Origin of the sequence: Providencia sp. PROV267 (genome assembly GCF_028477825.1) — a bacterium.
In the GTDB taxonomy this organism is placed as follows: domain Bacteria; phylum Pseudomonadota; class Gammaproteobacteria; order Enterobacterales; family Enterobacteriaceae; genus Providencia; species Providencia stuartii.
The window spans coordinates 130586-154398 of the sequence record NZ_JAMPLX010000019.1 but is presented as its reverse complement, the minus strand read 5'-3'; the positions used below and the strand labels follow the sequence as shown (position 1 = coordinate 154398).

The 23813-nt window shown below is 41.5% G+C and carries 24 protein-coding genes; 7 read left to right on the top strand and 17 right to left on the bottom strand.

Annotated features, from left to right (window positions below; genetic code table 11):
* Positions 1 to 13: 13 nt before the first annotated feature.
* The 7 genes from waaO to radC form a co-directional block, all read right to left on the bottom strand.
* Entirely contained in the window at positions 14 to 1027 is a 1014-nt protein-coding gene (gene waaO, locus PR709_RS13635; protein ID WP_272570938.1) for a lipopolysaccharide 3-alpha-galactosyltransferase, read from the bottom strand.
* A gap of 29 nt (positions 1028 to 1056) precedes the next feature.
* Positions 1057 to 1854, bottom strand: a complete 798-nt coding sequence (gene rfaP / locus PR709_RS13630) for a lipopolysaccharide core heptose(I) kinase RfaP (protein WP_004924252.1) — start codon at positions 1852 to 1854, stop codon at positions 1057 to 1059.
* On the bottom strand, positions 1847 to 2971 hold the full coding sequence (locus PR709_RS13625) for a glycosyltransferase family 4 protein (protein WP_040132603.1): 1125 nt from the start codon (positions 2969 to 2971) through the stop codon (positions 1847 to 1849). The genes rfaP and PR709_RS13625 overlap by 8 nt, the downstream gene beginning before the upstream one ends.
* 1 nt (position 2972) lies before the next feature.
* Positions 2973 to 4037 carry a lipopolysaccharide core heptosyltransferase RfaQ gene (gene rfaQ / locus PR709_RS13620; RefSeq protein ID WP_004924247.1) on the bottom strand — a complete coding sequence of 355 codons (1065 nt, stop codon included), beginning with the start codon at positions 4035 to 4037 and terminating at the stop codon, positions 2973 to 2975.
* 197 nt (positions 4038 to 4234) lie between these two features.
* Positions 4235 to 4402, bottom strand: coding sequence for a 50S ribosomal protein L33 (gene rpmG, locus PR709_RS13615; RefSeq protein ID WP_004924244.1), 168 nt, complete (start codon positions 4400 to 4402; stop codon positions 4235 to 4237).
* 11 nt (positions 4403 to 4413) lie between these two features.
* The gene (gene rpmB / locus PR709_RS13610; RefSeq protein ID WP_004924239.1) at positions 4414 to 4650 is read right to left on the bottom strand and encodes a 50S ribosomal protein L28; all 237 of its coding nucleotides are present in this window, start codon (positions 4648 to 4650) and stop codon (positions 4414 to 4416) included.
* Between the two features lie 252 nt (positions 4651 to 4902).
* Complete coding sequence (gene radC / locus PR709_RS13605) at positions 4903 to 5571, bottom strand: RadC family protein (protein WP_004924233.1); 669 nt, start codon at positions 5569 to 5571, stop codon at positions 4903 to 4905.
* A gap of 181 nt (positions 5572 to 5752) precedes the next feature.
* On the opposite strand from radC, the gene coaBC reads away from it, so the two are divergent.
* The 3 genes from coaBC (at position 5753) to slmA (ending at position 8533) form a co-directional block, all read left to right on the top strand.
* On the top strand, positions 5753 to 6958 hold the full coding sequence (gene coaBC / locus PR709_RS13600; RefSeq protein WP_060560790.1) for a bifunctional phosphopantothenoylcysteine decarboxylase/phosphopantothenate--cysteine ligase CoaBC: 1206 nt from the start codon (positions 5753 to 5755) through the stop codon (positions 6956 to 6958).
* Positions 6945 to 7400 carry a dUTP diphosphatase gene (dut, locus tag PR709_RS13595; protein WP_004924226.1) on the top strand — a complete coding sequence of 152 codons (456 nt, stop codon included), beginning with the start codon at positions 6945 to 6947 and terminating at the stop codon, positions 7398 to 7400. The genes coaBC and dut overlap by 14 nt, the downstream gene beginning before the upstream one ends.
* Before the next feature lie 533 nt (positions 7401 to 7933).
* The gene (gene slmA / locus PR709_RS13590; RefSeq protein WP_004924223.1) at positions 7934 to 8533 is read left to right on the top strand and encodes a nucleoid occlusion factor SlmA; all 600 of its coding nucleotides are present in this window, start codon (positions 7934 to 7936) and stop codon (positions 8531 to 8533) included.
* Between the two features lie 213 nt (positions 8534 to 8746).
* Here the strand turns inward: slmA and pyrE are convergent, their stop codons facing one another.
* A complete protein-coding gene (gene pyrE, locus PR709_RS13585) occupies positions 8747 to 9388 on the bottom strand; it encodes an orotate phosphoribosyltransferase (protein ID WP_060560789.1) in 642 nt (213 codons plus the stop codon).
* Between the two features lie 116 nt (positions 9389 to 9504).
* Positions 9505 to 10218, bottom strand: a complete 714-nt coding sequence (gene rph, locus PR709_RS13580) for a ribonuclease PH (RefSeq protein ID WP_004924220.1) — start codon at positions 10216 to 10218, stop codon at positions 9505 to 9507.
* 122 nt (positions 10219 to 10340) lie between these two features.
* On the opposite strand from rph, the gene PR709_RS13575 reads away from it, so the two are divergent.
* The gene (locus tag PR709_RS13575) at positions 10341 to 11204 is read left to right on the top strand and encodes a YicC/YloC family endoribonuclease (RefSeq protein WP_014657191.1); all 864 of its coding nucleotides are present in this window, start codon (positions 10341 to 10343) and stop codon (positions 11202 to 11204) included.
* Between the two features lie 439 nt (positions 11205 to 11643).
* Positions 11644 to 12774 carry an ABC transporter substrate-binding protein gene (locus PR709_RS13570; protein ID WP_014657190.1) on the top strand — a complete coding sequence of 377 codons (1131 nt, stop codon included), beginning with the start codon at positions 11644 to 11646 and terminating at the stop codon, positions 12772 to 12774.
* 61 nt (positions 12775 to 12835) lie between these two features.
* Here the strand turns inward: PR709_RS13570 and PR709_RS13565 are convergent, their stop codons facing one another.
* The 3 genes from PR709_RS13565 to PR709_RS13555 form a co-directional block, all read right to left on the bottom strand.
* Positions 12836 to 14089 carry a nucleoside permease gene (locus PR709_RS13565; RefSeq protein WP_061064529.1) on the bottom strand — a complete coding sequence of 418 codons (1254 nt, stop codon included), beginning with the start codon at positions 14087 to 14089 and terminating at the stop codon, positions 12836 to 12838.
* 98 nt (positions 14090 to 14187) lie between these two features.
* Positions 14188 to 15123 (bottom strand): EamA family transporter, encoded by a 936-nt coding sequence (locus PR709_RS13560; protein WP_004924207.1) that lies wholly within the window; start codon positions 15121 to 15123, stop codon positions 14188 to 14190.
* A gap of 56 nt (positions 15124 to 15179) precedes the next feature.
* Positions 15180 to 15998 carry a purine-nucleoside phosphorylase gene (locus tag PR709_RS13555; RefSeq protein WP_004924203.1) on the bottom strand — a complete coding sequence of 273 codons (819 nt, stop codon included), beginning with the start codon at positions 15996 to 15998 and terminating at the stop codon, positions 15180 to 15182.
* A gap of 187 nt (positions 15999 to 16185) precedes the next feature.
* On the opposite strand from PR709_RS13555, the gene PR709_RS13550 reads away from it, so the two are divergent.
* Entirely contained in the window at positions 16186 to 17388 is a 1203-nt protein-coding gene (locus PR709_RS13550) for an ROK family protein (protein WP_040132607.1), read from the top strand.
* Between the two features lie 48 nt (positions 17389 to 17436).
* A complete protein-coding gene (gene thiM, locus PR709_RS13545) occupies positions 17437 to 18207 on the top strand; it encodes a hydroxyethylthiazole kinase (protein ID WP_014657183.1) in 771 nt (256 codons plus the stop codon).
* Positions 18208 to 18236: 29 nt separating this feature from the next.
* On the opposite strand, the gene PR709_RS13540 is transcribed toward thiM, so the two are convergent.
* The 5 genes from PR709_RS13540 to PR709_RS13520 form a co-directional block, all read right to left on the bottom strand.
* On the bottom strand, positions 18237 to 18941 hold the full coding sequence (locus PR709_RS13540) for a lipopolysaccharide core heptose(II) kinase RfaY (RefSeq protein WP_272570937.1): 705 nt from the start codon (positions 18939 to 18941) through the stop codon (positions 18237 to 18239).
* Between the two features lie 162 nt (positions 18942 to 19103).
* Positions 19104 to 20270 carry a nucleotide sugar dehydrogenase gene (locus PR709_RS13535; protein ID WP_004924193.1) on the bottom strand — a complete coding sequence of 389 codons (1167 nt, stop codon included), beginning with the start codon at positions 20268 to 20270 and terminating at the stop codon, positions 19104 to 19106.
* A gap of 57 nt (positions 20271 to 20327) precedes the next feature.
* Positions 20328 to 21329, bottom strand: a complete 1002-nt coding sequence (locus PR709_RS13530) for an NAD-dependent epimerase (protein ID WP_272570936.1) — start codon at positions 21327 to 21329, stop codon at positions 20328 to 20330.
* A 132-nt stretch (positions 21330 to 21461) separates the two neighbouring features.
* On the bottom strand, positions 21462 to 22397 hold the full coding sequence (locus PR709_RS13525) for a PfkB family carbohydrate kinase (protein ID WP_004924186.1): 936 nt from the start codon (positions 22395 to 22397) through the stop codon (positions 21462 to 21464).
* Between the two features lie 2 nt (positions 22398 to 22399).
* Entirely contained in the window at positions 22400 to 23809 is a 1410-nt protein-coding gene (locus tag PR709_RS13520; RefSeq protein ID WP_004924182.1) for a purine-cytosine permease family protein, read from the bottom strand.
* Positions 23810 to 23813 lie beyond the last annotated feature (4 nt).

Here is a 23813-nt window from a genome sequence, read left to right as displayed (position 1 = left end):
ATTTATCCAATGATTAATTACTTAATTTAGCCCAAAAGTATTGAATGCTATTTTTGATTCCAGAAAATAATTTACCTTGGTTAAACATATGCTTAGCACTATAACGCAAATGGTTGCTACTTTTTGCTTTTAGCAATGGAATATCCTTCCATGGTGAAGATTTTTTGGCCTCAATAAATGGCTGTGCAGTCGCATAGTTCGCCCACTCATGCCATGGTTTAGTCGGACCAATATAATGAATTAATATCGTATTATCTGTTATTGGGTTCTCTTTTTTATCTTTTTGCAGCTCATAGTTTAGGCTATATTGTGTATTATACTTTCCATCAAGATAAATAACTTTGCCTGTTAGTAATATATTAAGAATATCCTGATCTAAATAGGATATTTTTGCTTTTATCTCTTCTTGAGATAATAATTCCATCGCTTTAGCCGAAATATCTAGTCGAGACCAGTTTATCAGATTGATTAGTAAAAACCCTGCGTTAAAATACCCAGTGGAAATATTAGGAACCCCTAAAGCATCAGCTCTTTTCTGCCACCAAACAGCATCTCTTTCAGGTACAACAGCAGCAACTTGATCATCGCTAAACTTAATATCTAACAATTCATTTAATGAACCCTGACATATAATATCTGCATCCATGTAAATCATACGTTCTAATTGATTTGAAAAATAATCTGCGATAATAAATCGAAAATAGGTTGCGTATGACCAATTTTTAGTACTTGGTAATGACTTTAGTTGCTCACAGTCAACTAGGTAAATGATAATACTAGTATTATACTGGCTTGCGAGTTGTTTAAATAAACCTTTCCATTCATCGTCAAAATAATCAGTAAAAATATGGAAGACAAAATGCATATCCGAATTATTTTTTAATATCGATGCAATAGAGATCCCACATCCATACAAGAAGTTACGGTCTATACCATAAGAGATATGTAAGCTAGTACTAGGGTGTTCCTCATCAGAAGAAGATAGATTTATCTGTTTAGTTACTGCATTTTGTTTATCAAAAAACATATTCTTTTTACTCTCTTTTTCGGAGAATGTTACAATGACTTTCTAATTGTACGCTCTTGGATTTTTTTTGCCTTGCTTCCTGCCTTGAGTACCAAAGCTTGTTCTTCTTTTAAAATTTCTCGTAAAGGCAAATCAAAGTAAACCTTCATAAAACGGAAAATATCTCTGCTTGTTAGGCCGATATTTAATGAAGAAAAGTATAACCCAATAAGATCTTTATCACGCCAACGAGTTGGAACCTTCTTTCTAAGTTGCGCTCGATGTAAATCTATCACCGAGATTTTCAAATCCTGCTCTTCACCTGAGAAAGGCAAGTGTAGTAAAAAATGGCAAATATAACAGTCGCGGTGATTAATACCAACGGCGTGCATTTTACGTACCATTTGAGCAACACGGCGAATAATCAATTGTTTAACTCTAAAATCAGGCGCTAGGCTTGGCCAATTTGCACAGTAATCTTCCAAACTCACCGTTGGCGTTAAATCTTTCGTAATAATAAAGGAATGGCGGCGTAGCGGATTCACACCCTTTTGCCCAAATGCACGGCCATCCATCGTATCCACACCCGCTTTTGTTAGCCGATGAATTGCGTTCCACTCCCTATCAGCCCCCAATACTGGTAGCCTTAATGAAAACAGGTTTTTTAACACCTCTTTTAAGCTTGTACCATAATGGATTTTGATAAAATAGCTCTCACCACCAAGCTCAAAGCGCAATGTTTTGCGACTTTCTAGCTGACGAAAAACCTCACCTTCTAACTGCTCAGTTTCAACAAAAGGATCTTTATTTTTCCATAGCTCACTAAAAGGTGTTTTAAGTTCAATCATCTAGATGTCCTAAAATAATATCAGCCGCTTTTTCAGGTAAACTATATAAGTCCTCTGTATCCGCAAAATGCCGCGCCTTTTCTGCCCAATTTTTTAATTGTTGTTTATTTTGCAGGCTTTCTGAAAGTGCAGAATCTAACGTTTTTTGCTCAAATGGTTCACGGATCACAATACCGCATTGAGCATCAGCAATAAATGAGGCATAACCACAAACTTCCGTAACAATAATGGGTAAACCTGCTGTTATAGCTTCCAGCAACACAATACCCGCCGCTTCTTGGTATGCTGGATGCATTAAGATATCAGCCGCTGCCATTAGCTCAGCAACATCATTACGCCCACTAAAAAAGGAGACTTGTTTACCTATACCCAGTGTATTTGCTAGACGCTGATATTTTTCAGGCTTATCCTGCCCAACTACCATTAATAACGTATTTTTCTTAATCTCCTCAGGCAATGCAGCCATCGCTCTTAAGGTTCTATCGACCCCTTTACGCTTAAAGTCGGAACCAACCTGCAACAACAAATACGCTGACTGAGGTATCTGATTTTTCTCTCGATAAATTTGCCGCGCATTGGGGATTTGTTTATCGTATTTTCTATCTTGCGCAATCCCCGGCGGCAGCATATAAAAACGCGACGCTTCTGTAGCATAGTGTTTTTTAAAATGTGCAATTTGATGAGGTGTTAACATTAATAGCTTAGTCGGCTTCCCTGTCTGAAACACCGCTTTTTCAAACCGGGCATAATGTTTATAGCGAGGCGTCAATTTGTAGAAAAAACCTTTTTCATTGGCGACTTTTTCTGCGTAACAAACATCCGCTGCATAGTAAACATCTAAGCCCGGCATCTTATTAAAGCCAACCACACGAGCTACAGGATGTTGTTTAATATGTGCCTGAACCCACTCACAATACTGCGCATTACGTCCATGGTTGGTTTTAGAAGTCACAGGCACAATGATAATTTCAAACCCTGCAGGTTTATCGCCATCCCATGATTGAGTATAGACGCGGATCTGCTGTCCTCTTGCCTGACATGCTAATGCAATACGCAAAAAATCACGCTGCAAACCACCGAATGGAAAATACTTGTACAGACAAAATGCCAAAATCATCTCAGAGCCTTGTCATTATTGAACGAATATTCATAGGCAGCATTTTTTCTGTTGCCTCAATAACATCAGATGCGGGAATGATAGAAAGATATTTTTTAGTTCTATCGAGCTTTTCTCTTGGTGGCATCGCCTCATAATCACCCGCCCAAAACTGCACAACATTATCACTCCACGGACGCCAAAATACATTATTCGTTGCGCCAAACAAACACACTATTGGTGTATTTACAGCCGCTGCAATATGCATCGGTGCTGAATCAACCCCGATAAATAACGCGGCATGCGCAATTAAGGCACCAAGCTCAGGAAACGTCGTTTTACCTGCCAATTCAGTAATAGGCTTGGTTTGGCAATGAGAAGCAATCGTCTCAATACAGTTTAGGTCTTCTTTACTTGGCCCTGAAGTCAAAACAACCTGATACCCACGAGATTGTAATGCATCAATGACTTGTGCAAATTTTTCATCATCCCAACATTTAAATATCTGCCGTGCGGTTGGCTGGATCACCACATAACTGCTGTGTACACCTAGCTCTAATAACTTTTGATCGATATTTTTCCAATCTTCTTCTGTGTATGACATCGTTAAATTGGTTTTTAGATTCGTTATTTTTAACGGTTCAAGCACAGAAAGATTATTCATAACAACGTGTTCACCATGAGGCTCGGTCAAGTGTGTAAAGCTATTTAGCCAATATTTGGAATCTCGATGACCAAATTTATGGGAGATTTTCATTTGGGCAGGGATAGAACGCACCAGAAGAGACACCATCCATTGGTCGGCTAGATTCACAACTAAATCATACTTATTACGGCGTAGTTTGAATAATAAACGAATAAAATTACATGCTTTACTTAGACCATTAGCCTTTTTACCTTTCATACCATATAAGGCATGAATTTCCCTATTTTCAGACAAAATAGGGATCGTATCTTGATAAAGTAACACGTCAATCTCGGCATCAGGATAGTTTTGTTTTAATGTACTGATGACGGGCGTCGTCAGTAACATATCCCCATGAAACCGCATCTTGATAACAAGAATTTTTTTAAACTGTTTTTTCACCAGACACTCTTAATTATATCTATACGTAAAATGACATAGTTCTTTGACAAAAACTAACACTATTAATTCAATCAATAATAAACATGTTACTACTTTAGTAATAATCGATATAGCTTTGAATGCCTATCGTCATAGCTTTTTGATTTTTAAAATAAAAAAACCCAGCCAAAGCTGGGTTTTTTATAAGAAAACAAAAATTATTTAATTTTTGCTTCTTTGTAGATTACATGCTTACGAACAACTGGATCGAATTTTTTCATTTCCAGTTTTTCTGGCATAGTACGCTTGTTCTTCGTAGTGGTATAGAAGTGACCAGTACCTTCAGAAGAAACCAGCTTGATTTTCTCGCGAATACCTTTAGCCATTTTTTAGCTCCTTAGTACTTCTCACCGCGGGCACGCAGTTCAGCAAGAACAGCATCAATACCCTTTTTATCGATAATACGCATGCCTTTAGCAGATACACGCAGTGTTACGAAACGTTTCTCAGACTCAACCCAGAAACGGTGAGAGTGCAGGTTTGGCAAAAAACGACGCTTGGTCGCGTTTAATGCGTGTGAACGGTTGTTACCGCTCATTGGACGCTTGCCAGTAACTTGGCAGACTCGTGACATGTCTATTCTCCAAAAATCTAATCAGCTCGAGCTTTTTTGTTCTGGGTATGGCCGCCTCGTCAGGCTTAGGAGCCCATCTCAGCAAACTTTATTGACTGAAAAGAATGTTATCATCTTAGTAAAAAAATTTACTGAGATAGGCTCTTCTCGCCAAACCCAAGATCCTCAAAGGTGGCGTAGTATACGCTTTCAATCGTTCTCACTCAAGCCCAATGCGGCAAAAGTTGTCATTTTTTAGTCAAAAAAATGCTTTTACAACCACCCTCGTTCAAGAAACGAAACACAATTTTTATGCCCAACAACAAAATGGTCAAGTAATTTAATCCCCATTAAAGTACAAGCCTCCTTAATACGAAACGTCACTTGCCTATCAGCGTCACTCGGCTCTGGGTTACCTGAAGGATGGTTATGTGCCAATATAATCGCACTGGCATTCATTTTCATTGCAAAACGAATGATTTCTCGAGGATGCACCTCTACCCGATTGATCGTTCCCCTAAATAACTCTTCGTAGCTAATAATTTGATGTTGATTGTTCAAAAATAAGACGGTGAAAACCTCTCTTTCTTGACCAGAAAATAGCTCGACTAGCCTCATTTTTAATAGGTTTGGGTCTGATATCACATCTTCATATAAAAATTGTTCAGCAAAAAACCGGCGTGCCAGCTCACTAATTGCCTGAAGTTGAGAGAACTTACACACACCAATTCCCTTGCATTTCGACAGCTTTGAGTAATCCGCTTGTAAAAGAAGGTATAAAGAACCGAACTCTTTGAGCAAACGTTCCGCAAGTTCAATTACTGATTCCCCTTGCCTGCCTGTTCGTAAAAAAATCGCTAGTAGCTCTACGTCAGTCAGTGCTACCGCACCATAAGCTAACAGTTTTTCCCTTGGCTGTAAGTTCTCTTCATATTCCATCATCACCCCCCTATTTCTCCTTTTGCGCTCCCACTTTTATATGCAGACGCTAGGCACAACAACGCATAACTGGTGAATTTGCGTAGCGCTTCGCAAAAATAAAAGGGTGATGATATATACAGTGCTCTCAACGATATTTCTGATATGATAAGATGCTCTTCACGATAATTAGATGGATAGAACCATGACACAGCTATTAGGTAAAAAAATAGTTCTCGGCATTAGTGGTGGTATTGCCGCGTATAAAATTCCTGAACTAACCCGTCGGTTACGTGATGAAGGCGCAATAGTTCGTGTTGTTATGACCCATGGTGCAAAAGCCTTTATAACCCCTTTGACGCTACAAGCGGTTTCCGGTCATCCTGTCTCTGATGATTTACTTGATCCCTCTGCTGAGGCCGCAATGGGCCATATTGAATTGGCCAAATGGGCAGATATCATCATATTAGCGCCGGCTACCGCAGATTTAATTGCTCGGGTCACTTCAGGTATGGCTAATGACCTACTCACGACAATTTGTTTAGCTTCGGCAGCCCCCATTGCTGTTGTACCTGCCATGAACCAACAAATGTATCGGGCAACCGCAACACAAGAAAATTTAATTAAACTGAAACAACGTCAATATATTATCTGGGGTCCAGATAATGGTAGCCAAGCCTGTGGCGACGTTGGGCCGGGTCGAATGATAGACCCACTCGAGATAGTACGCCTAACTTGCGAGCATTTCCGCTCTCGAACAAACTTACAAGGTGTAAAAATCATGATTACTGCTGGGCCTACTCGTGAAGACTTAGATCCCGTCCGTTTTATCAGTAATCACAGTTCTGGGAAAATGGGTTTTGCAATCGCCGAAGCGGCAAGCCAACGCGGGGCACAAGTCACTTTAATCGCTGGCCCAGTGAATTTAGCAACGCCCTCCGGAGTCACACGAGTTGATGTTATCAGCGCTCTTGATATGTATGAGCAAGTCCACCACACTATTGCACAACAGGATATCTTTATTGGTTGTGCTGCCGTTGCTGATTATCGTGCAAAAACCATCGCAGAAAATAAAATCAAAAAGCAAGGTGATGAAGTTGCCATTACATTAGTTAAAAACCCAGATATTGTTGCGAGTGTTGGTCAGTTAACGCAAAATCGCCCTTATGTGGTTGGGTTTGCAGCCGAAACCCAAAATGTGGAAGAATACGCACGCCAAAAGCGCCAACAAAAACAGTTGGATCTAATTTGCGCGAATGATGTTTCTCTCGCTGATAATGGTTTTAACAGTGATAATAATGCGTTACATCTTTTCGATGCCTTTGGTGATGTCCGTTTACCACACAGTAGTAAACTTGAATTAAGCCACCGTTTATTAGACGAGATACTTCAACGTTATGAAAAAAATTGATCTAAAAATTCTTGATCCCCGTATTGGTAATGAATTTCCGTTACCAACTTATGCGACATCTGGCTCCGCAGGGTTAGATCTACGTGCCTGCCTTGACGCGCCAATTGATTTGGCACCCGGTCAGACTGAACTAATTCCTACTGGCCTCGCTATCCATATTGCTGATGAGCAACTTGCAGCGGTGATCCTCCCTCGTTCAGGCCTCGGTCATAAGCACGGCGTGGTACTCGGTAATTTAGTAGGCTTAATTGACTCTGACTATCAAGGCCAACTGATGGTGTCTGTTTGGAATAGAGGCAACCAGACCTTTACAATAGAACCAGGTGAGCGCATGGCTCAAATGGTCTTTGTACCCGTTGTTCAAGCAGAATTTAATATCGTCGATGACTTTGATGCTACAGAGCGTGGAGCCGGTGGTTTCGGTCATTCAGGTCGTCAATAAATCTGCATAATCCTAATTCAAAGCTTTACTGGTAATATCAACGCTATGTTAAGTGGCGGAATAAAAATAAAATTATCAGTAAATTAACCGGAAAATAGGCGGTGTCGTTATAGTAAAAGGGCTCTGTTACCAGGGGTATTGTTATTCAACCCTCACTTGTTTATCACGACAAAAGATCCGTTGATGCAACGGGTCTTAATAATGCTAACAATAATGATGAGTTGAATGTGTTGTGCTACGTTTGTTTGATATCTCTAACAAAAAACCTCAAGTCTTACCGTATTGAGGGCTGATACGCTAATGTGTTCAGAGGATTTAAAGCGTTCCAACAACAAGGAATAGTTATATCTTCATTTAACACGAAGTGTTACGAGCGTGCATCTAACCATAGATAACAAGAATAGACCTTTGGAATTAATAAGCTCTCATACAAACCGTCCTATTTTATCTTCTTTTTGCCCTTTGATGGCTATTTACTCAGGGCAAAATTTTAGATAGTTTGTTTTGCTGTTTTAGCAGGGGTCTTATCAGACATGGCAGAAAAAGCGATAACAAAAAAACGCAACAGGCGCGAAGAGATTTTACAATCACTTGCGCTGATGTTAGAAAGTAGTGATGGTAGTCAACGAATTACAACCGCAAAACTAGCGGCAAATGTTGGTGTATCAGAAGCCGCACTCTATCGACATTTTCCAAGTAAAACCAAAATGTTCGATAGTTTAATTGAGTTTATTGAGGACTCTTTAGTATCGCGTATCAATCTTATCCTGAATGATGAAAAAGATACGTTAACTCGTATTAAATTGATTTTAGCGCTTATTTTAGGTTTTTCAGAAAAAAACCCTGGCCTAACCCGTATTATGACAGGCCATGCGCTCATGTTTGAGCAAGATAGGCTACAAGGGCGTATCAATCAGCTCTTTGAACGGATTGAGTCACAGCTACGGCAGGTATTAAAAGAGAAAAAAATACGTGACGGTCAAGGCTTTATCCATGATGAATCCCTATTGGCAACGCAATTACTTGCTTTTTGTGAAGGGATGCTATCGCGTTTTGTCCGTTCAGAATTTCGCTATCGCCCAACGGTAGAATTTGAATCTCGCTGGCCTTTAATTTTAGCTCAGTTACAATAACAGATTAAACTACTACTCACCCCGCCCACTCTTTGGGCGAGGGCTTTTTTCTTTTAGTGGGTTATTTCCCTGAGTTAACACTCACTGAAAGCTAAAGTACTGCTTGTAGAGAGAGGCCTGCTACTTCGGCATCTTTTATGCAAACTGATAGGGTAACTATGGCAAGTCACCCTTAATTTCCGGCCCAATTTAAAGCCAACAACGTGTAATACATTAAATACCATATTGCTGGCGATAAGCTTTCATCGCAATAAGGTGTTGCTGCATATCCTCACGTTCAGCCAGATAAGCGATCAAGTCGCTCATGGTGATAATAGAATACACTTTACAGTGATAATCACGCTCAACTTCCTGTACAGCAGAGATCTCACCTTTCCCTTTCTCTTGACGGTCAAGGCAGAGCAGAACACCATTTAGCGTTGCATTGTGTTGCTTAATAATTTCCATCGACTCACGGATAGCAGTACCTGCCGTAATAACATCATCGACCACAACAATACGCCCCTGTAATGGGCTCCCAACCAGAGTGCCTCCCTCACCATGATCTTTTGCTTCCTTACGATTAAAGCAATATGGCATATCCACATCATGATGCTCAGCAAGGGCGACAGCCGTGGTTGTGGCAATCGGTATGCCTTTATAAGCAGGCCCAAACAGCACATCACACTCAATCGCACTTTCCTTAAGCGCTTGGGCATAGAAGCGACCAACTAATGCCAAATCACGCCCCGTATTAAATAAACCCGCATTAAAAAAATAAGGGCTTTTACGGCCTGATTTCAGCGTAAACTCACCAAATTTTAGTACCTGTTTTTTCATGGCAAGTTCTATAAATTCGCGCTGATAGGCTTTCATGGGTCAATCTCCTCAATCGTTAACATCTATATATTAGGTTGCATATCTCTGGCGATATTTACCAAATCGCCGAACATAAAAAAGGCGACTATTTCAGCCGCCTATTAAAAATAACTTTATTTCAACGCTTCTCGTTGAGCTTCAAAAATCGATCCTAGCCCCGTTTTTGCTAGCGCTAATAAGGATAAAAGCTCATCATGGCTAAACGGCTCACCTTCTGCTGTTCCCTGAACTTCGATCATGCGACCATCGTCCATCATCACAACATTCATATCGGTTTCTGCTGCTGAATCTTCGACATATTCAAGATCGCACAATGCTTCACCATCAACGATTCCGACAGAAACTGCTGCAACCATAGATTTTAGTGGGCTTTGTGCAAGTTTACCCTGTTCAACCATTTTATTGAGGGCATCAACCAACGCAACGCAAGCACCTGAAATTGCAGCGGTACGTGTTCCGCCATCGGCTTGTATTACGTCGCAATCTAAGGTAATGGTGTACTCACCTAATTTTTTAAGGTCAACCGCAGCACGTAGAGAGCGTGCTATCAGGCGTTGGATTTCCATTGTACGGCCTGTTTGCTTCCCTTTGGCTGCTTCACGTTGATTTCGTGAGTTGGTTGCGCGAGGTAACATGCCATACTCAGCGGTAACCCAACCTTGACCTTGCCCTTTTAGGAAACGAGGTACACCTTCCTCTACTGTTGCATTACATAACACCTTAGTGTCGCCGAACTCAATAAGAACAGAGCCTTCCGCATGCTTAGTATAGTTGCGTGATATTTTAATCGGACGCATTTGGTCTGCCATTCTGCCTTCTGGACGCATGGTGTTATCTCCATTTTCAACTTAATTGCCGCGCATTATACGTCCTTAAACCGATAATGCCTATCCTGACATCGCGCATAGCGCTATAATCCTTCTAGTATTCATTTTGATAGGAACGAATTATGATCCGTAGTATGACCGCTTTTGCCCGCCGTGACATCAAGGGTGAATGGGGGAGTGCGGCCTGGGAGCTGCGTTCCGTAAACCAACGTTACCTAGAAACATATATCCGCCTACCTGAACAATTTCGAAGCCTTGAACCGGTGATCCGCGAGCGGATCCGTGCACGCCTTACTCGCGGTAAAGTCGAGTGTAACTTACGTTTTGAATTAGATGGTGCAAAACGTGGAGAGCTTATCCTTAATGAGGATCTAGCTCGCCAAATTATTAGTGCGGCTAACTGGGTAAAAAACTACAGCCACGAAGGTGAAATTAACCCACTTGAAATTCTGCGCTGGCCAGGCGTTATGTCCGCTGAAGAGCAAGATTTAGATGCTATCAGTGAGCAGCTATTAGCTGGCCTTGATGAGACCTTAGATGCTTTCATTCAAAGTCGAGAAGCTGAAGGTGCTGCGTTACACGCTCTTATTGAGCAGCGCCTTGATGGTGTTTTAGTGGAAGTAGCCAAAGTTCGTCAGCATATGCCTGAAATTTTACAATGGCAACGTGACCGTTTACAGGCGAAGTTAGAAGAGGCTGATATTCAAGTCGATAGTAATCGTTTAGAGCAAGAGCTGATTTTGCTCGCTCAACGTATTGATGTCGCTGAAGAGCTTGATAGGCTTGAAGCTCATGTTAAAGAGACCCGCAATATTCTTAAAAAGAAAGATGCAAATGGCCGACGTTTAGATTTTATGATGCAAGAATTTAACCGTGAATCCAATACATTAGCGTCAAAGTCTATCAATAGTGAAGTGACTAACTCTGCAGTTGAGTTAAAGGTCTTGATAGAACAAATGAGAGAGCAAATTCAGAATATCGAATAGTATTTTAAAACATATTACCAAGCCAGCCGATACACTGTATTCGCTGGCCTTGATAGTATTAACGTAATCCATACAATCTATTGAAACTAATGCATATCAGTAAACTATACTTACTTTTGCTATAAGGCTAAAAGAAGGTGCTACACGCCGAAAAATGCAGGGATAACTTCAACACCCACCTTATTCAACTGCAAATATCATCCTATCATCAGTCGCTTACAGCGTACTTCTCCGCTAATCGAGGTACATTTTTCTCCTCTCTTTCTTAACGCCACCCGAAAACTTATTCAAATGATTAAGATTATAACCTGATGAATTAAATCAAAAAAAACATTAACTCATCAATAAATAGAAAAAGATTATAGGTTATTGTTCCGGATATTTTACATATGATAATGATAATTGTTATTATCTAATCTTGCTCAAAAGGGGTCTAAATATGAAGATAGTTAATCACCTGCTCTCAATAACATTTATCACATCACTCTCATTTTCAGCATTAGCAACGACTTATCCAATCACAATCACCGATATGGACGGTCAAAAAATCACGTTAAAGCAAGAGCCTAAACGTGTTGTGCTACAGGATGGCCGAGATATTTTAACCCTTGCTTTGCTTGATAGGGACGATCCATTTAGTCGTGTTGTTGCATGGAACAACAACCTTAAAAAATCTGATCCACAAACAGTAACGTTACTGGAGAAAAAATGGCAAGAGGATATGCAGAAAATCCCAGACATGGGGTTTAATGATAAAGGTGAGGTCAATACAGAAGTGGTTATTGCGCAAAAACCGGATGTATTAATTGCGCAACTGCGTGCAAAGCCAGCCTTAGAAGGTTCAGGTGTTGTCAGCCGCTTAAAAGATGCCAATATTCCTGTCCTATATATTGATACTTTCTTACAGCCCGTCAAAAATACGCCAGCTAGCGTCGATATACTTGGATTAGTGCTCAATAAGGAAAAAGAGGCCAAAGCATATACTGATTTCTACAACACACGCTTGTCTGATATCCAGAAAACGACTGCAAAAATTGAAAATAAACCACGTGTTTTTATTGAAGCCAAAGCGGGCGCAAATGGTAGCGATAGCTGCTGCTTCACCCATAACAACGCAGGTTGGGGTGGGTTAGTACAGGCAATTGGTGCAGATAATATTGGTAGCCAATTCTTGCCTGGCGCTTCTGGTACTGTCTCTTTAGAACAAGTGATTGCCACTAAGCCTGATGTCTATATTGTTACAGGCTCTCGTTGGGTCAATAAAAATAATATTGCAGCACCCTTTGGTTATGGCGTAACTGAAGACGAAAATCAACGTGGTTTTGAACGGCTCAAAAAACGTGTTGGTTTTAACCAAATCAGTGCAGTAAAAAATAACCGCCTATATGGCGTTTACCATAATTTTTATAACCACCCTTACAATATTGTCGGTATGGAGTATCTAGCGAAATTCATCTATCCCGAACAATTTAAGTCACTGAAACCTGAAGAAACCTATAATCAAATCATTAAGGAATTTACGACAATCCCAGTTTCAAAAGCAATTTGGGGTTCTCAAGCTGAACATTAATGATTATGCAAACTGCCCTCCAATTGTAGGGGGCAGTTTATCTCCTATCGAATAAAATACATTACCCTTTTGCTGCTGCAAGTTCACCTTTCCTATCATGATGGTAGTGGAACGTGAAGTAGAAAATAACAGCAAGAACAACAGTATAAGAGGCAAAAACAAGCCAAATGGTATGCCAATCTTTTACGCCATCGACGCTAAAGTAGTCAACGACGAGACCACTTAATATCGCCCCAAAATAAGCGCCGACACCATTGACCATTGTCATAAATAGCCCCTGAGCGCTTGCTCTCATTCGATTATCAACTTCCTTTTCAATAAAAATAGAACCCGAAATATTGAAGAAATCAAAAGCACATCCATAAACAATCATGGATAAGATCAAGAACATTAAACCTATTGCAGAAGGGTCACCAAAAGCAAAGAAACCAAATCTTAATGTCCAAGCGAACATACTTAATAACATGACAGTTTTAATGCCATAACGCTTCAAGAAAAATGGAATGGCTAAAATAAAACCAACTTCTGCCATTTGTGAGATAGACAGTAAAATAGATGGATACTGTACGATTAAACTATCTTGAAATAGCGGGTCACGAGCAAAATCATGTAGGAATGGGCTGCCAAACGTATTGGTTATTTGTAAAACAGCGCCTAATAACATCGCAAATAAAAAGAAGACAGCCATAATAGTTTTTTTAAATAACACCAAAGCGTCAAGGCCCAGTTTACTGACCCAACTACTTGAGATAGCTTTTTTATTCACGGCAATATGAGGTAGTGTCAAAGAATATAGTGCCAACAATAACGAACAACTTCCTGCGATATAGAGCTGCATGCTACTTAATTCAAATTTTAATAAGCTAATGCTCCACATAGCAATAATAAAACCTACCGTACCAAACACTCGGATTGATGGGAAATTAGCCACAGAGTCTAATTGGTATTGGCTTAATGAGGAGTAACTAATTGAGTTGGATAAAGCAATGGTTGGCATAAATGCCATCGCATTAATTAGCATGATCCAGAACATCAATGTCGAGTCAGTAACTGTTGCAGCGTAGAATAAGGAGCCTGCACAAATAATATGGCAGATCATATATAACCGATTCGCGGGAATATATTTATCTGCAATTATTCCGATAATGCCCGGCATCAAAATGGCGGCAATCCCTTTAGAACTATAAACCATTCCGACTTCGGCACCTGAGAAATTGAGTGTTTTCATCATATAGGCACCGAGCGTCACTAACCAGCTTCCCCAGACAAAATATTGCAAAAACAACATAATTTTTAAGCGGGTTTTAATATTCATACAAGTCTCCATTTGGAGTTATACTCGTCATTCTTTAGGTTGGCAGCATTATTGGCTAACTCATACGGGACATATTGTTCGATGAGTTTAAACGTTGATTAACGTGTCGCCTTACTGCGCCTCAGTTTATTCAAGAGCATTTGTTTATTTGTTTTTATTTTCACTTCAGCAATAGTGACACCGAATAAGATAATGGCAACGCCTACAAACTGAATGAATTCGAGAGGTAGATGTAAGACGGTAACAGACAGCAAGATTGTTACAGGTAATTGCATTGAGCTTAAAATTGTCGCAAGGCTCGTTCCGATAAGTGGAGTTCCTTTAGCAAACATCCACATACCAAAAAAAGAGCCAAAAAAGGCTAAGGGTAATCCATAAGAAAAAAAGAGTGAGTTAAATGTTGAGAAATGGCATAAAAAGGTAGGAGGTACAATGACTGAAGTGAGTATCGCTCCCCCCGTTACCATAATTGCGGAACGCATCATAGGATCGGTTTTCACCGCGAGTGCACCACTCACATAGACACGTATCGCATTCGACAAAGCAGCACATAAACCTAATGCAACACCTAACCAATGGAATTGGATATGCATCGTATTAAGCAACCCCGTAGCGAATGTCGTACCAATTAAGATAAATAATACTGACACCAGCGTCATTGCTGTAGGAGCTCGGCGAGTTACAGCCGTATTTATCGCCACCCCCATCCAAGTAAATTGCAGAAATAGCACAACACCTAAAGCAGGAGATAAATACTGCAATGATGCGTAATACAATAGCCCAGTTAATCCTGTTGTTGTCCCCGTCAATAACATCAATATTGATTGTTTCTTCGATGGCCAACTGAGTGACTTTCGCCTAATGGCGGAGCCAATCAAAACAAATAGCCAGAGCAGAACCGCCCCTAGCACGGTTTGGCTACCGATGACATCATTCAAAGAAAATCCGGCCTGATAAGCCAATACAACCAATGTTGACAAAATGCCATAGCTGCAAGCGCCCAGTGAAACTAAAACTAACCCCTTTAATTTCATTTCATACCTACCTACATGGTGTTCTATGGCACTCTTTATATTGTTTTGAGAATAAGTTAGAAGCGAGCGATCACGCCAGTGACTAATTTCAAGAATGTCGCCTTCACTTTCTCGGCAGTTTCAATCACTTCATCATGGCTTAATGGTTGCTCTAAAATGCCACACGCCATATTGGTTAAGCAGGAAATACCCACTGTTTTGATTTGTGAATGGTGAGCGACCAGTGCTTCCGGTACGGTTGACATACCGACGGCATCCGCCCCTAAGGTTCTAATCATGCGAATTTCGGCTGGTGTTTCATAAGTCGGGCCAGTCCACCAGGCATAGACACCTTGGCGCAGCGAAACGCCTTGTTCTTTGGCAACATCAAGGATCACTTGGCGCAACTCTTTGTTATAAACTTCGCTCACATCCAAAAAGCGAACACCTAATTCCGGGTTATTTGGCCCTATCAGCGGGTTATTAGCAGTTAGGTTGATATGGTCAGTGATAACCATCAGGTCACCGGGGTTAAAGTCAGTATTGACGGCACCGCAAGCATTGGTAATGATCAATTTCTCGACACCTAATGCTTTCATCAGGCGCACAGGAAAAGTGACTTGGTCGAGAGAAAAACCTTCGTAATAATGAAAACGGCCTTTCATTGCGACCACATTTTTACCTGCGATAGTACCGATCACCAATTCATTCGCATGGCCAACCGCTTCGGACTTAGCGAAATGTGGGATCTCGCTATACGGGATATGGACTGCATTTTCTAATGTATCGGCAAATGGCCCCAAACCAGACCCTAAAATGATACCAATCGTTGGTTTTGTCGCTGTACGTGATTCAATAAAACGCAAGCTTTCTAAAATATCATTGGTGTTATGCATGGAAATCTCCGGATCGTGCCCAAAAGAGTGAATGAGGTGATGATAAAGTAATTTAAAAATCAATCAGCGATCTTAATCTCATTTTAATAAAAAGATTCTCGCTATGATCTTATTTAAACAGCAGGATTTTTTGAGCAGATCTGCTAATCTTGGACGCGGCGTGTCTTGATAAGAAAAAGGTGATGACTTGTTACTTACACTATTGAATGAATTTCGCACCTCGAAAAATTCAAAAACTCGTAAACTCAAAATGCTGTATAGGCTAATCCTGAATCATGGGCCAGTAAGAGCAGAAGAGCTATCATCATTAGCCAGTATGAAACCCGCGACTTGTGCAAGACTGCTTGATGAGTTAAGTAAAAGCCAATTAATTTCGACATCGGAATTGGGGGAATCAACGGGGGGACGCAAGCCAATATTGTATAGTATCAACTCGGATGATGGGTATGTTGTTGGGATTGAGATGAGCGATCTCTACTCAACCATTATGTTGCTTAACCTAAAATTAGATATTTTAGGCATGCTGAAAATAAAAAATGAACAGCTAGAGACAGCAGAAAATATGCTGGATCACCTATTGATCAAAGTTGAACAGTTATTATCTGAGCACCAATTAACAATCGAAAAAATACTGGGTATTGGCATCGCCATTGATCATATTCTAGAACGAGATAAGGTCGACTTTACTAAATATGATGAGCGGATCAGTAGCCTATTCAATTATATTGATAATAAAGTGCCCTGTTTTGTGACACTGGGCAGTGGTATCACCTTTGCCGCGCTTGCCGAATACCGTTTAAGGTATCATTCAAAAAGCCAACGTTTTTTATTTACAACTTGTGATACGGACATACGTAGCTGTACCATCATCAATAATACCTTTGCCCCTGCGCCAATCAGTACCGCTCAAGCTTTTGGTCACACGACGATTGATATTCGAGGGTTAAGATGTGAATGTGGCTCTTATGGATGCTTAAAACAATACAGTTCGCTATCGGCCATAAAAGCACGCATTATTCAGCAAATTCGATTAGGAAAATTTTCAATCATTAATCAGTTAGTCAGCACTGAATCGGAGATTAATTATCATACTATTTTCCAAGCACTCGCTATGGATGATAAATTATGTTTAGAAGTGCTAGAGGAAGCTGCCTATTATTATGGCCTTGCGATTGCAAACGCTATTTTAACATTACAGCCGGATGTTGTGGTATGTGGTGGTACATTGACACCTAAAAACCATTTTTTTGCCATGACGAAAAAGTCGATAGAAGCGAAAATGGCTGCATTTCCACATATTAAAACCCGTATTTTTCCAGCAAATGACTCCTATGAAGTCGTCGCTCAAGGTGCGGGTGGAATGGTATTAGAAAATTATTTGGCGGATTAATTTTAGGTTAACAAAGACTGGCGAGATCAGGTGACATAGGAGACAGTGATGCAATTTGAAACGACTTCAGAAGAGCAAATTTCAAAAACTAAGCAGCGATTTATTGAACATTCACCCCTGATCCATTGTATGACCAATGACGTTGTACAAACCTTTACTGCTAATATTTTATTAGCCCTCGGCTGTTCCCCTGCTATGGTGATTGAACCCGAAGAAGCGGAGCAATTTGCTGCTATTGCTGATGGTTTATTAATTAATGTAGGCACATTGACCGCAAACCGCCAAAATGCCATGGCATTAGCGGTACACAGTGCTAAAAAAGCTGAAAAGCCATGGGTGTTAGATCCCGTTGCGGCTGGTGCACTGACCTTTCGCACCCGCTTTTGTCATGAACTGCTGGCTTTATCGCCAACTGCCGTTCGTGGTAATGCGTCTGAGATTATGGCGCTAGCAGGATTTAACCAAGGTGGTCGAGGTGTCGATTCATTAAACACCACGAATGATGCCCTACCTGCCGCCCAATCTCTTGCCCAAACAGCCCAAACCATTGTCGTGATAAGTGGAGAAATTGACTATATTACCGATGGTCAAAGAACGATGGCTATCTCTGGGGGCCACCCAATAATGACCCGTGTTGTCGGTACCGGTTGTGGGTTATCTGCCGTTGTTGCGGCAAGCTGTGCATTACCCGGAGATCGGTTAGCCAATATCGCGAATACATGTGCCATCATGAAACAAGCAGGCGAAATTGCAAAGCAACGCTGTCGTGGAACGGGTAGCTTTGTGCCTGAATTTTTGGACGCATTATCATCACGCTAAATCAGCGTTAATGGCGTATATCGCGACATTTATAAACGCGTTTTCTTACCACGTATTTTACGTGACCAATGACGAATGTTATTTCGCAACATGATAAATTGGTACATAAAATTCTTTTTATCAGGTTCGATACCATAAAACCGTTTTAATGCAATTAAGTCATTCGCTTTGCAAATCGCGAGATGACCAAAGTCTGATAAATCGATAATTTTAAGTCCATTATCGGTGAGCACCAGATTACCTGCATGAATATCATTCGATGCTAAATCATAAGCATGGAGTTGGTTAATAAGTGCTGCTATTTCGCGGTAATAAGGCGTGATATCGCGGACCTCAGAAAGTACTGTGCCCTCAACATATTCGGCAATAATCCATGTTTCAATGGATTCTCGGCAGCGCATCTTTTCGGCCACAAAATAGATATCATTTGTGATAGTACAACCTTGATTTTGCGCACGCACTAAACGATAAAGTAGGCGGGAAAAATAAGGGCCATGCACCATACGCATAATTCGCTTTTCTAAACGACTATCGCGCTCTTTTTCACACTTAATGATGTAGTTTTTCCCATTAATCGTAATACGAGCGACACTGCGCTCCATATTGCCACTATTGAGATTTTTACCAACAATTTTGCCTTGGATATAATCATCAATGACTTGCCAATAATCGATATCACTCTCTTTTTGATAGACCTGATACCCATTTTTTTGTGACTTTATTATATTTTTCATTGCTCGCCATTTCACCGTACCATCTGTTTCAACCAATGCTAACAATTACCTACATTCATTTCTTAGCGATTGTTGCAGATTATAGTTAAAGAATGGCAAGTATCCACTGTGAGCTAGCCAGCATAACAGCTGGCTAGTGATAGATCAGAAAAAATAAGGGAGTTAATCGTTACCAAATAGGTCGCGGGTATACACTTTATCCGCCACATCTTCGATTTCAGGCACCATCCGGTTAGCCAAAATAATGTCGCTGTCCGCTTTAAAGGCCTCAAGGTCACGGTAGACTTTCGAGCGGAAGAACTCATCTTCTTTTAGCACCGGCTCATACACAATCACTTCGATACCTTTGGCCTTAATACGTTTCATCACGCCCTGCACCGCAGAGGCACGGAAATTATCAGAGCCTGCCTTCATCACCAAACGGTATACCCCCACTTTACGTGGCGCTTTGGCAATAATCGCATCGGAAATAAAGTCTTTACGTGTGCGGTTAGACTCCACAATGGCGTTAATCAGGTTATTCGGCACATCATCGTAGTTTGCCAACAACTGTTTGGTGTCTTTAGGGAGACAATACCCGCCGTAACCGAAAGAGGGGTTGTTGTAGTGGCTACCGATACGCGGGTCTAATGACACCCCTTCAATGATTTGTCGTGCGTTCAAACCGCGACTTTCTGCATAGGTATCTAATTCATTGAAATAGGCGACGCGCATAGCCAAGTAGGTGTTTGCAAACAGTTTAATCGCTTCGGCTTCTGTGCTGTCAGTAAACAGCACCGGAACATCTTTCTTGATGGCCCCTTCCAGCAGCAAGTTAGCAAAAATCGCTGCCCGCTCAGAGCGCTCCCCTACCACAATACGGGAAGGGTGCAGGTTATCCCAAAGTGCACGGCCTTCGCGTAAAAACTCAGGCGAGAAAATCACATTGGTGTAGCCAAACTCTTCACGTAAGCGCTCAGTAAAGCCAACCGGAATGGTGGATTTCACAATGATAGTGGCGGCAGGATTGATTTTCTGCACGTCGTGAATGACCGATTCCACTGACTTGGTATTAAAGTAGTTGGTTTTAGGGTCATAGTCAGTGGGGGTCGCCACAATCACATATTGTGCGCCAGTATAGGCTTCGACAATATCTTGTGTCGCTCGGAAATTGAGTGTTTTTTCGCGTAGAAATTGCTCGATTTCGGTATCGATAATTGGCGACTGTTTGTTGTTAAGCATCGCCACTTTTTCGGCAATGATATCGACTGCCACCACTTCGTGGTGTTGTGACAGTAACATGGCATTGGACAGACCCACATAGCCTGTACCCGCAATTGCTATTTTCAAAACTGACCTCTCAAATCCATCTTAGTGTATGACAAGGGATCCTTCATCAGCGACAAATTACAGGTGATAGTATGACTGATACCAGTCAACAAACGCCTGCACCCCTTGCTCTATCGAAACTTGTGGGCGGTATCCCGTGACCTTAAATAAGTCTTCGGTATCGGCCCATGTGGTATACACATCCCCAGCCTGCATCGGTAAAAAGTTTTTGATTGCCTTTTTGCCCAGTGATTTTTCAAGTGCAGTAATAAAGTCAGTTAACTTCACAGGCTGACCATTACCGATATTGTATAAACGGTATGGCGCACGACTTTGTGCAGGTGAAAGAGAACCATTTTCTGGGTCTGCTTGTGGGATTATATCGGAAATACGGATAACCCCTTCCACGATATCATCAATAAAAGTGAAATCACGGCTGAGATTGCCGTTATTATAAACATCGATAGGCTCGCCCGCCAAAATTGCCTTAGTAAATTTGAATAAGGCCATATCCGGACGCCCCCACGGACCATAAACTGTAAAGAAACGCAGACCGGTGGTTGGCAACTGATAGAGATGTGAATAGGAGTGTGCCATCAATTCATTGGCTTTTTTAGTTGCCGCATACAAGGAGACTGGGTGGTCGGTCGGCATATCGGTACTAAATGGAGTTTGCTCACTCATGCCATACACAGAGCTAGAAGACGCATACACAAGGTGTTTGACATTTGCCTGTCGGCACCCTTCCAAGATAGCCAAATGACCGGAAAGGTTACTATCTGCATAAGCAAATGGATTTTGCAATGAATAGCGAACTCCTGCTTGAGCAGCAAGATGGATCACACGGTCAAAATCTTCTTGGGTACACAACACCACGACTTTTTCACGGTCGGTAATATCAAGTGGAATAAAACGAAATTGAGGGTATTGCTCAAGAATATGTAGACGAGACTGTTTCAGACCCTGATCGTAATAAGCATTCATGTTGTCGATCCCAACAACCTCATGACCACTATCTAATAAACGCTGACATAGTCTAAAACCGATAAAACCTGCACTACCAGTAACTAAATATTTCATGTTAATTATCTTTTAGTATTAAACCATTCTCACGACTCAATATAAGCCGCATTCAATATCCATTTAGAGTTAAGACCTGTAAATGTAACAATGGTTTTATTTCTAAAGAAATAAAATAATGCTCTCAGTGAGCTATTCGAAAGTTTCTGGTATGGCTTGTGATAGTGCAGATTGATTAATTTCACTTAATGTCGGTGCACCCGCGGGGCCTTGCTTACTGACAACGATGGCAGCAACTTGGTTACCAAAGTCAACACAATCGCGTAATGACCAGCCTTGGGATAATCCCGCCAATACTCCTGCGGTATGTGCATCCCCAGCACCAATCGTATCCACAACGGCAACTTGGTATGCAGGCACGAACAGTGGCTGTTGATTCGGTTGACATAGCCAAGCACCTTGGCTATCCAAGCGAACAATCAGCGTAATACCACGACGATACGCATACTCCGCTGACAACCTTACAAGGTCACCTTCACCACAGAGGAAACGCGCCTCATCACGGTTGACCGTTAAAAGGGTTCTATTGGCGGGTAATTGCTGTAAGAAATTCTGAGGAAGCGCTGCAAGTCTTGGCCCTAAATCTAAAACGAGGGTTTGTGTTGGGCAGTCATTCAGCAACCATTGTTGTAACGCTTCCCCTTGCAAGCAGCCTAGTTCGTAGCCGCTCGCATAGATAATACTGTCGTTCGGTAAAGCGAGAGTTTGTAGCTCCTCCCTATTCCACTCTTCTTCACAACCCGCGATAGAAATAAACGTCCTTTCGCCGTTAGGCTCTGTTAATGCAAAGCACCAACCATTATCTTGGGTTTCGCTAACGAAAAAAGGTGACACACCAAGCTCTGATAGCGCTTGGCGAACTCGCTGTCCCCATTGGCCATTGCCCACACGAATACCATTAATTATAGGGAGTTGTAGACGAGCTAAAGCACGAAGAACATTAAATGCACAGCCACCGATTTGCCAGCCGTGATCGTGGGCTGCAATATCTTCACCACTACGTGGCATTCTCGCGACGCTTAAAACGCAATCACCAGCAGCAGCCCCTATCACGGCAACGGTACGCATGATTAATCTTTCTCCGCTGAATGACTAAACATCAAGTATAAGCCGTAAAGCAAAAAGCTTAATACAAATGAAAGAAGAATGGATAAACTAGAGCCTTCAAAAATCCCTGTTGCCCAAGGCCCTTTAATAAACTCATTATCACTGACTAACAAACCAGCCAGCGCACCTAACAGCCAGCACAGCAGCGGTATCCAACGAATTCCTGCGTTCGACTGACCAAACAGTTGCTCAAACTTATAACCTTGGCGACTACGCAATACGGCATAATCCAACATAAATACCGCTTCCCATGAGGCTAAGAACACGCCACAAAATAGTAAGAAAGCAATAAATGAATTAATAAATTCGCCTGAAATAAATAGGATATAAATCGCCACACCCATGACTAAAATAGCATCTATTGCGACCGCATAAACTTGGCGAATTTTTATGCCAATCGTCAGTAAGTTGAGACTCGCAGAATAGAGGCTTAGTACCGCAATAGTAATAATACCCGCAGTTGCCGTTAATAAATAAGGGATAGACATCCAACTTGGCAGCTCTGCACCAATTAACGCAATCGGGTTTTCAGCGGAAGCTAATTCCGGCAAGCGTGCCGACAGCAAAATCCCTGTAAATAACAGAATAAATAGCGGTAGCATCGCTCCAAATGTGACGGCATTAAAAATAGATGATTTTGATGACCGTTCGCTTTGATAACGGCTGTAATCTGCTCCTGCAATCCCCCAGCCAATACCTGTTCCTGCCGCAATAATTGAGACAGCAGGTAAAAAGCCCGTTAGCCAGCTACCAGAAGGCATGGATAACACTGCCTGCCAATCTGTATGCCAAATAATATACAGCGCAGCAATCAAGGTCATGGTGCCAAAGATACGCGTGATCCAGCTTTGCATAACCACAACCGTTGCTTGCCCGAGTAGGCTAATAGTGATAGCTAAACCACCAAATAACACCATACAGACAACGGTTAATGTCACTGAATCACTAAATCCAAGCACCTGAAAAAGCGCCTTTAATGTCAGTGTCCCAGTGATCATGTTGATGGCTTCCCATCCCATCAAAGTGACCCAACTGAAAAATGTCGGGGCTATATTCCCTGTTTTGCCGAAAATGGTTCGCGAGAGTGTTAGTGTGGAGGTGCGGCCTTTTTGGCCAGATAAACTGATGTAACCAACTAATGCGAAGCTGGCTATACCGATAATCGCCGCGAGCAGCGATTGCACGAAAGAGAGACGAAAAGAAACAATAATTCCGCCATAAACAATACCGAGGATCCCGATATTCGCGGCAGACCAGATCCAAAATAACTCAAGAGGAGTGGCTGTTCGCTCATGCTCAGGTACGATATCAATACCTGTATTTTCGATTTTCCATGCTTCATTTTTTTGTGCAGCGTCAGGTAGTGCACTCATTCAA